This is a genomic window from Bosea vestrisii (assembly GCF_030144325.1).
GTDB lineage: Bacteria > Pseudomonadota > Alphaproteobacteria > Rhizobiales > Beijerinckiaceae > Allobosea > Allobosea vestrisii_A.
The window spans coordinates 5617831-5631071 of record NZ_CP126307.1; the positions used below are offsets into that span (position 1 = coordinate 5617831).

At 66.1% G+C, this 13241-nt stretch carries 17 protein-coding genes; 10 read left to right on the top strand and 7 right to left on the bottom strand.

Annotated elements, in window-relative coordinates; all coding sequences use genetic code 11:
• Window positions 1-5 precede the first annotated feature (5 nt).
• The 7 genes from QO058_RS27740 to QO058_RS27770 form a co-directional block, all read right to left on the bottom strand.
• Window positions 6-815 (bottom strand): ABC transporter ATP-binding protein, encoded by an 810-nt coding sequence (locus QO058_RS27740; protein WP_284169434.1) that lies wholly within the window; start codon window positions 813-815, stop codon window positions 6-8.
• 30 nt (window positions 816-845) lie between these two features.
• Window positions 846-2030, bottom strand: a complete 1185-nt coding sequence (locus QO058_RS27745; protein ID WP_284169435.1) for an ABC transporter substrate-binding protein — start codon at window positions 2028-2030, stop codon at window positions 846-848.
• Window positions 2031-2084: 54 nt separating this feature from the next.
• Window positions 2085-3125: a branched-chain amino acid ABC transporter permease gene (locus QO058_RS27750; RefSeq protein ID WP_284169436.1), complete on the bottom strand. Its 1041-nt coding sequence runs from the start codon at window positions 3123-3125 to the stop codon at window positions 2085-2087.
• Window positions 3126-3128: 3 nt separating this feature from the next.
• Window positions 3129-4007: a branched-chain amino acid ABC transporter permease gene (locus QO058_RS27755; RefSeq protein WP_284169437.1), complete on the bottom strand. Its 879-nt coding sequence runs from the start codon at window positions 4005-4007 to the stop codon at window positions 3129-3131.
• Window positions 4007-4822: an ABC transporter ATP-binding protein gene (locus QO058_RS27760; protein WP_284169439.1), complete on the bottom strand. Its 816-nt coding sequence runs from the start codon at window positions 4820-4822 to the stop codon at window positions 4007-4009. The genes QO058_RS27755 and QO058_RS27760 overlap by 1 nt, the downstream gene beginning before the upstream one ends.
• 1 nt (window position 4823) lies before the next feature.
• Window positions 4824-5612, bottom strand: coding sequence for an enoyl-CoA hydratase/isomerase family protein (locus QO058_RS27765; protein WP_284169440.1), 789 nt, complete (start codon window positions 5610-5612; stop codon window positions 4824-4826).
• Window positions 5613-5793: 181 nt separating this feature from the next.
• The gene (locus QO058_RS27770; protein ID WP_284169441.1) at window positions 5794-6261 is read right to left on the bottom strand and encodes an Lrp/AsnC family transcriptional regulator; all 468 of its coding nucleotides are present in this window, start codon (window positions 6259-6261) and stop codon (window positions 5794-5796) included.
• 215 nt (window positions 6262-6476) lie between these two features.
• On the opposite strand from QO058_RS27770, the gene QO058_RS27775 reads away from it, so the two are divergent.
• From QO058_RS27775 to QO058_RS27820, 10 genes are all read left to right on the top strand, one after another.
• Window positions 6477-7496 (top strand): succinylglutamate desuccinylase/aspartoacylase family protein, encoded by a 1020-nt coding sequence (locus QO058_RS27775; RefSeq protein ID WP_284169443.1) that lies wholly within the window; start codon window positions 6477-6479, stop codon window positions 7494-7496.
• A gap of 47 nt (window positions 7497-7543) precedes the next feature.
• The gene (locus QO058_RS27780) at window positions 7544-8839 is read left to right on the top strand and encodes an MFS transporter (protein ID WP_284169445.1); all 1296 of its coding nucleotides are present in this window, start codon (window positions 7544-7546) and stop codon (window positions 8837-8839) included.
• A 43-nt stretch (window positions 8840-8882) separates the two neighbouring features.
• Window positions 8883-9947, top strand: coding sequence for a branched-chain amino acid aminotransferase (locus tag QO058_RS27785; protein WP_284169447.1), 1065 nt, complete (start codon window positions 8883-8885; stop codon window positions 9945-9947).
• A 44-nt stretch (window positions 9948-9991) separates the two neighbouring features.
• The gene (locus QO058_RS27790; protein WP_284169449.1) at window positions 9992-10738 is read left to right on the top strand and encodes an SDR family oxidoreductase; all 747 of its coding nucleotides are present in this window, start codon (window positions 9992-9994) and stop codon (window positions 10736-10738) included.
• A gap of 243 nt (window positions 10739-10981) precedes the next feature.
• Window positions 10982-11230 carry a hypothetical protein gene (locus tag QO058_RS27795; RefSeq protein ID WP_129155761.1) on the top strand — a complete coding sequence of 83 codons (249 nt, stop codon included), beginning with the start codon at window positions 10982-10984 and terminating at the stop codon, window positions 11228-11230.
• Between the two features lie 10 nt (window positions 11231-11240).
• Window positions 11241-11465, top strand: coding sequence for a hypothetical protein (locus tag QO058_RS27800; RefSeq protein WP_284169450.1), 225 nt, complete (start codon window positions 11241-11243; stop codon window positions 11463-11465).
• 105 nt (window positions 11466-11570) lie between these two features.
• Complete coding sequence (locus QO058_RS27805; protein ID WP_284169451.1) at window positions 11571-11777, top strand: hypothetical protein; 207 nt, start codon at window positions 11571-11573, stop codon at window positions 11775-11777.
• A gap of 56 nt (window positions 11778-11833) precedes the next feature.
• Window positions 11834-12091, top strand: coding sequence for a hypothetical protein (locus QO058_RS27810; protein WP_284169452.1), 258 nt, complete (start codon window positions 11834-11836; stop codon window positions 12089-12091).
• Between the two features lie 87 nt (window positions 12092-12178).
• Complete coding sequence (locus tag QO058_RS27815) at window positions 12179-12682, top strand: GNAT family N-acetyltransferase (protein ID WP_284169453.1); 504 nt, start codon at window positions 12179-12181, stop codon at window positions 12680-12682.
• Window positions 12683-12926: 244 nt separating this feature from the next.
• Entirely contained in the window at window positions 12927-13241 is a 315-nt protein-coding gene (locus QO058_RS27820) for an NIPSNAP family protein (protein WP_057192325.1), read from the top strand.

Below are 13241 nucleotides of genomic sequence, written 5' to 3' on the forward strand. Positions count from 1 at the left end.
CATCCTCACGAGAGCCAGCGCTTGCGGCGCTTGTAGTGCTTGATGTCGCGATAGCTGCGCTCACCCCCAGCGCCGCCGAGGCCGAGATAGAATTCGCGCACATCCTGATCGCGCATCAGCTTCTCGACCGGGCCATCGATCACGACCTTGCCCATTTCGAGGATGTAGCCGTAATTCGCGACCGCGAAGGCGACCGCGGCGTTCTGCTCGACCAGCAGCATCGAGACCTTCTGCTCGGCATTGATGCGGGCGATGATCGCGAAGATCTCCTCGACCAGCTTGGGCGCGAGGCCGAGCGAGGGCTCGTCGAGCAGGATCAGCGAGGGCCGCGCGATCAGCGCCCGTCCGATCGCCAGCATCTGCTGCTCGCCGCCGGAGAGATAGCCGGCCAGCCCCTTGCGGCGCTCGTGCAGCCTTGGGAAGTAGCTGTAGACCAGGTCGAAATCGGCGGCGGGCAGCTTGCGCCCGGTCAGTGCGAAGGTCGCGGCGGTGAGGTTCTCCTCGACCGTCAGGTCTTCGAAGATCCGCCGCCCTTCCATGACGTGGAACAGGCCGCGCCGGACGAGCCCATGCGGGGTCAGGCTGGCGATGTCGTCGCCGCGGAAGCGGATGGCGCCGGCGGTGACGTCGCCATCCTCGAGCGAGAGCAGGTTCGACACCGCCTTCAGCAGGGTCGACTTGCCGGCGCCGTTCGAGCCGAGGAGGGCGACGATCTCGCCCTCCGGCACTTGCAGCGACAGCCCGCGCAGCACCTGCACGGTCCGGTTATAGACTACCTCGACATTGTTGACGTCGAGCACCGCGGGACCGGCCATGACCTCTAGCCCTTCATCCGGCAGTTGCCATCACAGCTTGATCCAGTCGGAAGCCGGCTGCATCTGCTTGGCCTTGGCGTCGAAGCGGTAGATGCGCCCGACCGGCACGGAATTGCCGGGGATCGAGATCGGCACGCCGAACAGCCCGCCGGTGTCGAAATCCTTGATGCTGTTGAGTCCGGCCTTGAGGTTGACGCCGGTCAGTTCCTTGCCGGCGTCGAGGGTGCGCTTCACCGCTTCGGTCATCAGCATGGCGGTGACGAAGCCCTGCAGGTAGCCGGTCGACTGGTATTCGGGGCGCATTTGCCGGATCTTCTCCAGCATCGGCGCGGTGCCTTCCTTGTCGTAGTAGTAGCGGTAGGGCATCACGCCCATGAAGCCGTCGGCAGCGTCGCCCATGCGCTGCACGGTTGAGTTGTCCATGGTCCAGAACGTGCCCATGAACTGGCTCTTCATGCCCATCTGCTTCGCCTGCGCCACGAATTCCGGGATCGGCGCCAGCACATAGCCGTGGAAGATCGTGAAGTCGGGATTGGCGCGGCGTAGCTTCAGCACCTCGGTCGAGACGTCGACGCTACCCGGCGGGGTCACGATCTTCTCGACGACGCTGAGCTTCAGCTCCTTGGCGACCGCCTCGCTCGGCACGATCGGGTCGCGCCCGAACTCACTGTCGGAATAGACGAAGGCGACGCGGGCGCCGGGCTTCTCCTTGGCGATGTAGCGCAAGAGGATGCCGAACATCTCGGTGTAGTCGGGCCCGGCCATGAACTGCAGTGGGAACTTCTTGGGGTCGTTGAGCTCGGTCGCGAAGGAGGCGCCCGCCATGATCATGCTGCCGCGCCGGTCGAGCTCGGGATTGATCGTCTTCGAGAAGCCAGTCGAGTCGCCGTAATAGAGCGAGACCTTCTCCTGGCTGGTGATCTTGTTGAAGGCGGCGACCGAGGCGTCGACCTTGTAGGCGGTGTCCTCGGCGACGTATTTGATCTTGCGGCCCTTGATGCCGCCGCCATCGTTCAGGATCTTGAGATAGTCCTGGATGCCGGCATGGATGCCGACGCCGGCGAAGGCGAAGACGCCGGTCAGCGGGATCGAGCCGCCGAGCACGATGTCGCCACCGTCCTGCGCCGCGAGCGGCCTAACGCTGAGCGCCAGTCCGCCGGCAAGCGCTGCGGTGCCGGCGAGAAGCTGGCGCCTGTCGAGTCTCGTATTCGTCATCTCATCCTCCCCAAGGTTTGACTGCTCTTGCCGGCAGCCGTTTCGGCGAAATGCTCAGGTCCTGAACGGCCAGAGATGAAAGAAGCGCCGCAGGCGCCGCCAGATTTCGGCGAGGCCGCGCGGCTCGAAGACCAGGAATCCGACGATCAGCCCGCCGAAGACGATGGTGCGCACCGGCGCCAGCGCCGCCAGCGCATCCGGATAGATCGGCGTCGCCCAGTTCGCGACGAATTTCAGCAGCTCCGGCACCAGCGTCATGAAAACCGCGCCGAGGATGCCGCCGAGGATCGTGCCCATCCCGCCGACGATGATCGCGGCGAGATAGAAGATCGAATTGACCAGCGGGAAGCTTTCCGGCGTGACGACGCGGAAGAAATAGGCCCAGAGCCCCCCGGCGAGGCCGGCATAGAAGGACGAGATCGCAAAGCTCGTCAGCTTGTAGCGCAGCAGCGGAATGCCGAGCACCTCGGCCGAGATGTCGCGGTCGCGGATGGCGATGAGGGCCCGGCCGATCCTGGTGCGCAGCAGGTTGGCCGCGCCGAGCACCATCAGGCAGGTCACCGGCATGATCAGCCAGTAGAGCGAGAAGGGCTGGTCGAGCGTCAGCCCGAACAGGCGTGCCGGCGGCATCGACAGGCCGCGCGACTCGCCCGTCAGCGACCAGTGCGCGAACAGGAAATGCAGGATGACCGAGGCCGCGATGGTCGCGATGGCGAGATAGAGCCCCTTCACCTTGAGGCTGGGAATGCCGACGAGGATGCCGATCGCCGCCGCCAGCCCGGCGCCGATCAGGAGATTGAGCGCGAAGGGCGTGCCGAGCCGGATTTCCAGCACCGCGACGGCATAGGCGCCGACGCTCATGAAGGCGGCCTGGCCGAGGCTGACGAGGCCGGTATAGCCGGTAAGCAGGTTGAGGCCCGTCGCGCTCGCGACGTTGATCGCGCAGAGGCAGGCCAGGAAGAGCCAGTACGGGCTGGCAACGAAGGGAAAAGCGATAGCGCAAAGCGCCAGCAGCACCAGCAGGACGCGCTGCACCGGCGTGTCGAACAGCGCCTCGTCGGCGGCATAGCTGGTCTTGAGCGTGCCGATCCGCATGGCTCAGAGCCTCTCGATCTCATGCGTGCCGAACAGTCCGTAGGGACAGACCATCAGCAAGACGAGCAGCAGCGCGAAGGTGACGACCAGCTTGAATTCGCCGCCGAGAAAGGCACCGGCGAGCGCCTCGACCAGCCCGATCAGCAGGCCGCCGACCAGCGCGCCGGCGATCGAGTCGAGTCCGCCGATGATCACCACGACGAGGACCGAGAGGCCGAACACGCCCATGGTCGGCGATATCCCGCCGATCGCTCCGATCAGCACGCCGGCGCCGGCGGCAGTGGCGCAGGCGAGGATCCAGGCGACCGAGAAGACGCGCGGGACATCGATGCCGACCGAATAGGCCGCGCCCTGATCGGCCGCCGTCGCCTTTAGCGCGACGCCGCCGCGCGAGAAGCGGAATAAAGCGAGGAAAAGCCCGATCACCACCGCCGCGGCGACGAAGCCGATCGCGACCTTCGGCGCGAGATAGGCCTCGCCGATGAAGACGGGCGTCGACGGCATGAACTCGGGCAGGCGCAACGGGTCGGCGCCCCAGCAAAGTTGCACCACGCCGGCCAGGATCGAGCCGAGGCCGATCGTGACCATGAACACCGAGATCGGGCTCTCGCCCAGCATTGGCCGGATCAGGGCGCGCTCGACCAGCCAGCCGAAGGCGCCACCGGCGGCGATGGCGAGCGGCAGGGCGAGCCAGGGCGAGAGCCCGAGCCCGGCCGCAAAGCCGAGGAAGGCATAGCCACCGAGCATCAGGATCTCGCCGATGGCGAGGTTCACCACGCGCGTCGCCTTATAGATCAGCACGAAGGCGACGCCGGTCAGCGCGTAAAGCGCACCGGCGCCGAGGCCGGCGAGGGTGACCTCAGCGAGGAAGAGGGTGTCCATCACGCCGCCTCCGCCTTGATCCGGCGCGCGATCGCGCCGACATCGCCGGAGCCGAGATAGGCGGCGACCACCGCCTCGTTGCCCTGCATGTCGCGCGGCGTGCCGCTGGCGATGACCTGGCCGAAATTCAGCACCACGACATGGTCGGAGATATCCATCACCATGCCCATGTCGTGCTCGACCATCAGGATGGTGACGCCCCATTCCTCCTTCACGTCGAGGATGAAGCGGGCCATGTCCTCGGTCTCCTCGCGGTTCATCCCGGCGACCGGCTCGTCGAGCATCAGGATGCGCGGGCGCATGGCGAGAGCCCGCGCCAGCTCGACGCGCTTCTGCAGTCCGTAGGAGAGCGTGCCGACCGAGGCGTTGCGGATGTGCTGGATCTCGAGGAAATCGATGATGCGCTCCTCGATCTCGGCCCGCAGCTCCAGCTCCTCCTTCTGGGCGCGGCCCCAATAGAACAGCGCGTCGAGTACGCCGGTGCGCATATGGGCGTGGCGGCCGAGCTTGATGTTGTCGAGCACGGTCATGCCGCGGAACAGCGCGATGTTCTGGAAGGTGCGGGCGAGGCCGCGTGCGGCGCGCTGCGGCGCGCGCACGCCCTCCAAGCTCTCGCTGGCAAAGCAGATGGTGCCGGCCTGCGGCCGGTAGAAGCCCGAGATCGTGTTGAACAGCGAGGTCTTGCCGGCGCCGTTCGGGCCGATCACGGCGGTGATCGCGCCCTCCGGCACCGTGAACGAGACGTCGCTGAGGGCGCGCACCCCGCCGAAGGCGAGCGAGACGCCCGACACCTCCAGAATGGGCGAAGCTGCCATCTCAACGCCCCTCGAACTGCGGCGACCGCTTGGCCAGGAAGGCCTGCGCACCTTCCCTGAAGTCGGCCGTCCGCGTGCCGGCGAGGAAAGCCTCGCGCTCGAGATCGAGCTGGGCGGAGAGGTCGTTGCCGAGCGAGCGGCCGACGAGATGCTTGATCCGGGCATAGGCCGCCGTCGGTCCCTGCGCGAGCCGGCGTGCCAGCGACGCCGCTTCGGACTGCAGCGAAGCGGCAGGCACCACGCGGTTGACCAGTCCGAGCGCCAGCGCGCCGGCGGCATCGACCGGCTCGGCCAGCAAGGCGAGTTCGAGCGCCTTGCGCGCGCCCACGAGTCTAGGCAGCCGGTAGGTCGCCGAGCCGTCGGGAGAGGCGCCGATGCGCGAATAGGCCATGGTGAAGACGGCATCATCAGCCGCGATGCAGAGATCGCAGGCCAAGGCGAGGCTGAACCCGGCCCCGGCGACTGGCCCCTGCACCGCAGCGAGTGTCGGCAGCTTCAACGCGTCCAGCGCACGCAAGGCAGCATGAAACGGGTCGATGATCGCCTCGACCGCGGCTGCCGGGTCTTCCACGGCGAAGCGGGCGACGTCGCCGCCGGCGCAGAAGGCGCGCCCCTCGCCACGCAACAGCAGGACGCGCGCCGTGCCATCCTGCGCGATGCGTTCGATCGCATCTGCAAGGCTGCGCGCCATGTGCGGGTCGATCGCGTTGAGCACGCGCGGACGATTGAGCGTGACGGTGGCGACGGCCTGCTCGATCGTGAGCAGCACCGGGCTCTCGGCCTGGTCCATGACGTTCCCCTGCGAGTCCGCGGTCGTTGGCCGCCGCGGTATCTCCAGCTCTACTCGATATTCCTGAGCGTACTCGTGAGTAAGGCGAAACCGGAAAGGGAGCGCTATGCGCAATTCCGCACGACCGGGATTGTCGAAACGGAACGGCGACTTCGATCTCAGCATTGAAAAACGGGTTGCGTCACCTGCCCTGGGCCAGCTCCCTCAGGGCGAAGCGTGATCTGACGCGCTTGACCCCCGGCAGCTGGGTGAGGTGGCGATTGCTGAGCTGCTCGAAGGCGGCGAGGCTTTCGGTATAGATTTCCAGCATGTAGTCCCAGCCGCCCGAGGTGATGTAGCAGCGGGCGACCTCCGGGATCGTCGAGGCCGCCTTCTCGAAATCGTCCATCGCCTGTGCGGCGGTCGATTTCAGCTGGATCTCCGAGAACGCCATGACGCTCAGGCCAAGGAGCGTGCGGTCGAGGCGGGCTTCATAGCCGACGATCACCCCCATCCGCTCCAACTCCTTGACGCGACGCAGGCAAGGCGCCGGCGAGAGGCCGATCTGCTCCGCCAGCCGGATGTTCGAGATGCGCGCGTCGCGCTTCAGCGCCTCGACGATCTTCAGATCAAGCGCATCGAGCATGACGGTCGGTCTGGAGCGGGACATCTCGATCGAGCCTTTCAGGGTCACCTGCCGAAACTGAAATTGCCCAGGTCGGCAATTTTCTCTCCAAGATCGGCTCCCAGCATAAAGAATATTGCTCAATCGTGAAGTCAAACCCGTTTGCAGATGTTGTTGTTGCGCGCCGAAAGACCGAGGCTTTTTCCGCAACGACGCCGTGGCGAAAGAACGCAGCGGAGTCGGTAAAACGGGGGAATGCAATGAGCCGGAAATCGTTGATCTCGTCGTCGATTCCGTTCGACGACGAGGGGGTCCACCGCGGCTATCTGCGGATGCCTCACTCCGTCCACGATTCAGCCTATGGCCATATCCCGATCCCGGTCGCCGTCGCCAAGCGTGGCTCCGGCCCGACTGTCCTGCTCACCGGCGGCGTCCATGGCGATGAGTATGAGGGTCCGCTCTTCCTCTATGACCTGATGCGGCGCCTCGAAGAGCTCGATCTCTCCGGCCGGATCATCATCGTCCCGTCGGTCAACCATCCGGCCTATTTGTCGGCGACGCGCGTCTCGCCGCTCGACCAGATCAACCTGAACCGCTCCTTCCCCGGCAGCCGCGATGGCTCGCCGACGCAGGTTATCGCCCATTACGTCTCGACTGTGCTGTTGGCGATGGCCGACTACGCCATCGACATGCATGCCGGCGGCTCATCGCTGCAGTACCTGCCGACCCTGTTCGCGCCGCGCTGGGCGGATCCGCAGAAGAAGGCCGTGATCGCCAGTCTGGTCGAGGCCTTCGCGCCGCCGCGCGTCGCCTATTTCGACAGCTTGACGGCACTCGATGGCGAGGACCGCGTCTTCGGCAACGTCGCCGACCAGAATGGCTGCCATTTCCTCACCGGCGAATTCGGTGGCGGCTCGACCGTCAACCTCGACGGCAAGCTGGTCGCCGAGCACGGCGTTCTCGGCGTGCTTCGCCATATCGGCGTGTTGCCGCGCGAGACCGCGACGACGCCGCCCGCGAAGGTTCGCCATCTCGACATCGCCTCGCCCGGCCTCTTCGCCTTCTCGCCGGTGGCGGGAATCTTCGAGCCGGCCTTCCGGCTCGGCGACGAACTGCAGGCAGGCGCGCTGGCCGGCCTGATCCACGATCCGTCGACGCCGTGGAACGAGCCGCTGAAGGTGCATTTCAAGGAAGGCGGCCTGGCGCTCTGCATCCGCACCTTCGCCAAGGTGAAGCCGGGCGACTGCCTCGGCCATCTCGGCCGCGACACCACGCCCTGACCGGCGAGCAATCCAACACTTCCAAGAACCGACAAGAGGGTATCGGCATGTCGAACGGATCGGGGCAGGGCAAGCAAGGGAAGGCAGCGGCCATCGGCGCCGCCGTCGCCGGAACGGTGTTCGAATACTACGATTTCGCCGTCTACGGCTTCCTCGCGATCTACATCGCCAAGGTCTTCTTTCCGACCGGCGATGCGCTGACCTCGCTCCTGCTCACGGTCGCGACCTTCGGCGTCGGCTTCTTCATGCGTCCGGTCGGCGCGATCGTGCTTGGCGGCTATGCCGACCGGGCCGGCCGCAAGGCTGGATTGACGTTGACGATCAGCCTGATGGCGCTCGGCACCGGCATCATCGCGCTGGCGCCTTCCTATGAGACGATCGGCGTCGCCGCGCCGCTGCTGATCGTCGTCGGCCGGCTGCTGCAGGGCTTCTCCGGCGGCGGCGAGCTTGGCAGCGCGACTGCCTTCCTGCTCGAACATGCCGGCGAGAACCAGCGCGGCCGCATCGGCAGCCTGCAGCAGGTCAGCCAGGCCGGCTCGCTGCTGCTTGGCTCGCTCGTCAGCGCCGCCTTCGCCGCGATGCTGACCCAGGAGCAGATGGTCGCCTGGGGCTGGCGCATCCCGTTCCTGATCGGCCTGCTGATCGTCCCGATCGGTCTTTATCTGCGTGCCAACGTCAAGGAAGGCGAGACCTTCACCAAGCGCGATAACCCGTCGCAACAGCCGATCAGGGATGTGGTCTCATTGCATGGCGGCAAGATCGCCGCCGGTTTCGGTGTGACGATCGCCTGGACGGTCTGCACCTACTGCCTGCTGATCTACATGCCGACCTTCTCGGTGCGCGAGCTCGGCCTGCTGCCGGCACAGTCGCTGCTCGCCAATGCGCTCGGCCTCGTGGCGGTCTGCGTCTTCGCCTACCTGTCGGGCACACTCTCCGACAAGGTCGGCCGGCGCCCGCCGATGATCCTGGCGGCCGCGGCGATCGCTCTTTCCGCCTATTTTGCCTTCGCCTATCTGACGGCGGCCCCTTCGCTCGAACGCCTCATCCTGGTCCAGCTCTTCATGGGAGCGCTGGTCGGGATCTATACCGGCCCTGCGCCGTCGCTGATGGGCGAGATGTTCCCGGTCGAGGTCCGCTCCTCCGGTTTCTCGATCGCCTACAACTTCGCGGTCACGATCTTCGGCGGCTTCGCCCCGTTCATCTCGACCTGGCTGATCGCCTCGACCGGATCGAAGCTCGCCCCGGCGATCTATGTGATGATCGCGACAGTGATCAGCATCGCAGCCCTCACCTTGCTGCGCACGACGCCGTCGACGGCGGACGCGGCCCCAGCGCGGGCTTGAGCCCGCTTCCGAACCGCCTTCCGCAGCACACGGACAGACGATCATGACGCTTGCGATCACCAGGACGACCGCACCGAAGCCCATCCCGCAGGATGTCTCCGGCACGTTCGGCGCCTACTTCACCGACCACATGTTCCTCATGGACTATGATGAGGAGAGGGGCTGGCACGACCGGCGCATCGTGCCGTTCGGGCCGATCTCGATCCATCCCTGCTGCTCGGCGATCCAGTACGGCCAGTCGATCTTCGATGGTCACAAGGCCTATCGCTGCGAGGACGGCGTCATCCGCCTGTTCCGGCCGCATGCGCATCTCGAACGTATCAACAAGTCCACGGCGCGCCTGTGCATGCCCGCCGTCGATCCGCAGGACGTGCTCGAGGCGATGGTCGCGCTCGTCGGGCTCGACCGCGACTGGGTTCCGCAGCGGCCCGGCCAGGCGCTCTATATCCGCGAGACCATGATCGGCACGGAAGGCTTCATGGCCGTCCGGCCGGCCAAGCAATACACCTTCATGATCTTCCTCTCCCCGGTCGGCGCCTATTACGCGGAAGGCGCCGATCCGGTGAAGATCCTGGTCTCCGACACCTATGTCCGGGCAGCGCGCGGCGGCATCGGGGCGGCGAAGGCAGCGGCGAATTACGGCGCGAGCCTGCTGGCCTCGGAGGAGGCGAAGGCGCAGGGCCATACCCAGGTGCTGTGGCTCGATTCGACGCATCGCCGCTTTATCGAGGAGGTCGGCACGATGAACGTCATGCTGAGGATCGGGGACGAGATCGTCACCCCGCCATTGAGCGACTCGATCCTGCCCGGCGTCACCCGCTTCACGGCGCTCGACCTGCTGCGCCACTGGGGCGAGCGGGTCAGCGAGCGTGACATCGCCATCGACGAGCTCATCGCTGGCATCGAGGACGGCTCCGTCTCGGAGATGTGGGGGATCGGCACGGCGGCCGTCGTCTCGCCGATCGGGGCGCTGACCTATCGCGGCAAGACGGTCACGGTCGCCGATGGCAAGACCGGCCCGACCACCGCGAAGCTCTACCGGGAGATCACCACGCTCCATACCCAGGCCGGTCGCGATCACCATGGCTGGCGTATCGATGTGCCTTGAGGGTAGGAGAGCGGTCCGCGACACCGATCCCGCCGAGGACTGTGATGAAGCTGGCAGGTAAGACGGCCCTGATCACCGGTGCCGGCAAAGGCCTCGGGCTCGAAATCGCCCGCGGCCTTGCCGAGAACGGCGCCCATGTCGTGCTGCACGGGCGCAAGCCGGCCGAGCTCGACGAAGCGAAACATACGTTGGAGCAAGCCGGTGCCGGCGTCTCCGTCCTCGTCGCGGACCTGGCGGACGAGGCCTCGACCGCTGTAGCGTGCCGCCGGCTCGTCGACGACCGCGGCAGCATCGACTTCCTCGTCAACAATGCTGGCGCGCGCGACCGGCGCCCGCTCGACCAGCTCGACCGCGCCGCCTTCCGCGGGCTGCTGGAGGTCAACCTGATCGCACCGTTCGACCTGGTGCGGCAGCTGGCGCCGCATATGCCGGATGGCGGCCGGATCGTGAACATCACCTCGATTGCAGGGCGGATCGCCCGCGCCGGGGATCCCGGCTATATCGCCACCAAGGGCGGGCTCGACGCGTTGACGAAGGCGCTCGCCGCCGAGCTCGGTCATCGCGCGATCACCGTCAACGCGGTCGCGCCTGGCTTCTTCGCGACCGAGGCCAATGCGGCGCTGGTCGCGGACCCGGCCATCGCCGAGCGACTGTCGCATCGCACCTCGCTCGGGCGCTGGGGTGTGCCGAAGGAGCTGGTGGGCGCGGTCGTGTTCCTCTGTTCGCCCGAGGCTTCGTTCATCACCGGCGTCACGCTGCCCGTCGACGGCGGCTATCTCGCTCATTTCTAGTAGGTCCGCGGTGGATCGCCGTTCCAGGCTCTCGGTACAATCGTGGCCAGATTGCGTCACGGGGCGGGTAGCAAAACCGAGCGCGGCTCTGCTATGGGTTCAGGGTGAAATGCGGTGATCTGCCTGCCGATCTGGCCGTTCACCATGGATAATCTCGTAGAGCCGCGCGAAAATTCCACTGACCGACGCAAGGCCCGCCAAGCGGTGCTGGACATATTTCCGCCGCAAGACAGGAGAAATGCCATGCTCAAGATAGCCATCGCCGCAGCGGGGTTCGCTGCTCTCAGCCTCGCGGCGGCTCCGGCCTTCGCCCAGGGCAAGAAGGGCAAGGACGAATTCCTTGGCGTCGACATGGATACCGGCCGGACCTATTACGACGGTCGCAACGACGGCAAGTACTGCCTCTACAAGACGGTGCGCGTGTTCAACCGCTACACCGGCTATTACGAGAACCGGCGGGTGCGCCGCTGCGGCCGCGGCCTCTATTTCTAGGAGGCTGCAGATGAACCGCATCGCAAAGTTCACCATCGCGCTCGGCCTTGCGGCCGCCGCTGCCGCTTGCGGCCCAACCATCGTGGCCGCCCCCGATGGTACTCTCGTCAATACCGGCGTGGTCCAGGATGGCGACTGCCTGACCCGCACTGTCATGGTCTATGACCGTGAGCTCGGTTACGAGCGTGCGATGGAGCAGCGCTTCTGCGGCGGGCGCGCCCGCATCGCGCGCTGATCATTGTATTGATCCTGCGCAGGCCTCGCCACGGCTGTGGCGGGGCCTGTAGCTTTGCTAGGGTATGATGACGGAATCGCTCGGATTGTTCCGGAGACAGGTCACATGCCAAAACTCTGCAAGTTCACCTCGCCCAGCGACGGCAAGCCGATCTACGTCAATCCCGATCAGGTCAGCGTCGTCTACACTTTCAAGGGCCAGCCGCCCGACACCATCATCGCCTTCCGCAAGGACTTCCAGCTGGGTGTGAAGGAAGGCCTGGAAGAGACTGTCAGGATTCTCGAAAATGCCGCCGAGGACGCCGAGCGCTGACGGTTTAGGGCGAGCTGGCGTCTCCATCAGCGCCGGATTCTCGTCACAAAGCAGCCATGCAGCGCTTCCATCCTCGCGTCATGAGGATCATAGCCGCTTCAGCACTCACCCTGGCTCTTAGCGCTTGCGCGAGCACGCCGAACCCGATCGTCGAGGACCGCTCGCGCTGCGACGCCTATGGCTTCCAGCGCGGCACCGACGCCTACGCGAACTGCGTCATGACGCAGGACCGCGATCGTGAGCGTCGTTACGACCGCCAGGCGGGGCAGCGACCGTCCCGCCCCGAACGACCTTACGGTTCCGAAGAGGAATAGCCGCCGGTCTCAGGGCGCTTGAGCGGTGCGGGCGTGGGGTTCCGCTCCTGCCGGATTCGTGCCGCTTCAGACTGTTCAGTCAGGCTCATGATCCATGCTTCGCAGCTCGAGACGGTGCGGCTCGTCGTCAGGCCTTTCGTGCAGGCCGACGCCCCGCTGCTCGTCGCCCTTTTCGCCGACCCTGACGTCCACCGCTTCGTCGATGACGGCCAGCCTCTGACGCCGGATGTCGCGGCGCTCTGGGTCGAACGCTCGGCGGCCAATCTCGAACGCTTCGGCTATGGCACCGGCGCCGTGGTCGAGCGCGCCAGCGGCGAGCTGATCGGTTGGGCCGGGTTTGCGCGGCCGGGCGACGGCACCGAGGAGGTGATCTATGGCCTCCGGCGCGCGAGCTGGGGCAGGGGCCTGGGCAAGGAACTGCTTGCCGGCCTCGTCGCCTTTGCCGAAGAGCGCGGCATCGCGCCGATCAGGGCGACGGTCGACCCAGCCAACCGCGCCTCGATTCATCTGTTGCGGCTGGCGGGATTCGTGCTCGCCGAGCCGGGCCATGACTGTGGTGCCGGGAACGATCTCTACCTGCGCGGAGCCTGACGGCGTCGCCAGCACAAAAAGCAAAAAGCTGCTCATTCTGCGCCGGATTGCAGCTCATTCTTCTCCGTCAGGCTGCTCTTGCGTGCTGCGCCCGTCGCCACCGGCTGGCGGGGCGCGTGAGAGATATCCGTCATGCATCGATCGTGGCCAAGACTGAAGCCGTGCCGGTTGGGCTTTGGCGCGAAGACGGCTATCTGATCGCTGGGCCGCAGCGCGGCTTCGCTGTTTTGCCATGAGGGGCACGATGATCCTCGACGAGCGTACCTACGCCATCAAACCTGCGCATGTGCGCGACTATCTCGACCTCTATGTCGCTGAGGGGATGGAGCTGCAGATCTCCCATCTCGGTCATCTGATCGGCTGGTTCACCACCGATACCGGCGTGGTCAACGAAGTCGTGCACATGTGGCGCTTCGAGGATGCCGGCGATCGCGAGCGCCGGCGCGCTGCGATGGAAGCCGACCCGCGCTGGCAGGTCTTCCGCGCCAAGGCTGCCCCTTACGTCCTCGAGATGCGCAGCCGGATCCTCAGGCCGACGCATTTCTCGCCGCTGCGCTGA

Bases quoted from the DNA above. Each gene is read 5' to 3' on its own strand.
- QO058_RS27740 (WP_284169434.1), bottom strand. From the start codon at position 815: ATGGCCGGTCCCGCGGTGCTCGACGTCAACAATGTCGAGGTAGTCTAT.
- QO058_RS27745 (WP_284169435.1), bottom strand. From the start codon at position 2,030: ATGACGAATACGAGACTCGACAGGCGCCAGCTTCTCGCCGGCACCGCA.
- QO058_RS27750 (WP_284169436.1), bottom strand. From the start codon at position 3,125: ATGCGGATCGGCACGCTCAAGACCAGCTATGCCGCCGACGAGGCGCTG.
- QO058_RS27755 (WP_284169437.1), bottom strand. From the start codon at position 4,007: ATGGACACCCTCTTCCTCGCTGAGGTCACCCTCGCCGGCCTCGGCGCC.
- QO058_RS27760 (WP_284169439.1), bottom strand. From the start codon at position 4,822: ATGGCAGCTTCGCCCATTCTGGAGGTGTCGGGCGTCTCGCTCGCCTTC.
- QO058_RS27765 (WP_284169440.1), bottom strand. From the start codon at position 5,612: ATGGACCAGGCCGAGAGCCCGGTGCTGCTCACGATCGAGCAGGCCGTC.
- QO058_RS27770 (WP_284169441.1), bottom strand. From the start codon at position 6,261: ATGTCCCGCTCCAGACCGACCGTCATGCTCGATGCGCTTGATCTGAAG.
- QO058_RS27775 (WP_284169443.1), top strand. From the start codon at position 6,477: ATGAGCCGGAAATCGTTGATCTCGTCGTCGATTCCGTTCGACGACGAG.
- QO058_RS27780 (WP_284169445.1), top strand. From the start codon at position 7,544: ATGTCGAACGGATCGGGGCAGGGCAAGCAAGGGAAGGCAGCGGCCATC.
- QO058_RS27785 (WP_284169447.1), top strand. From the start codon at position 8,883: ATGACGCTTGCGATCACCAGGACGACCGCACCGAAGCCCATCCCGCAG.
- QO058_RS27790 (WP_284169449.1), top strand. From the start codon at position 9,992: ATGAAGCTGGCAGGTAAGACGGCCCTGATCACCGGTGCCGGCAAAGGC.
- QO058_RS27795 (WP_129155761.1), top strand. From the start codon at position 10,982: ATGCTCAAGATAGCCATCGCCGCAGCGGGGTTCGCTGCTCTCAGCCTC.
- QO058_RS27800 (WP_284169450.1), top strand. From the start codon at position 11,241: ATGAACCGCATCGCAAAGTTCACCATCGCGCTCGGCCTTGCGGCCGCC.
- QO058_RS27805 (WP_284169451.1), top strand. From the start codon at position 11,571: ATGCCAAAACTCTGCAAGTTCACCTCGCCCAGCGACGGCAAGCCGATC.
- QO058_RS27810 (WP_284169452.1), top strand. From the start codon at position 11,834: ATGCAGCGCTTCCATCCTCGCGTCATGAGGATCATAGCCGCTTCAGCA.
- QO058_RS27815 (WP_284169453.1), top strand. From the start codon at position 12,179: ATGATCCATGCTTCGCAGCTCGAGACGGTGCGGCTCGTCGTCAGGCCT.
- QO058_RS27820 (WP_057192325.1), top strand. From the start codon at position 12,927: ATGATCCTCGACGAGCGTACCTACGCCATCAAACCTGCGCATGTGCGC.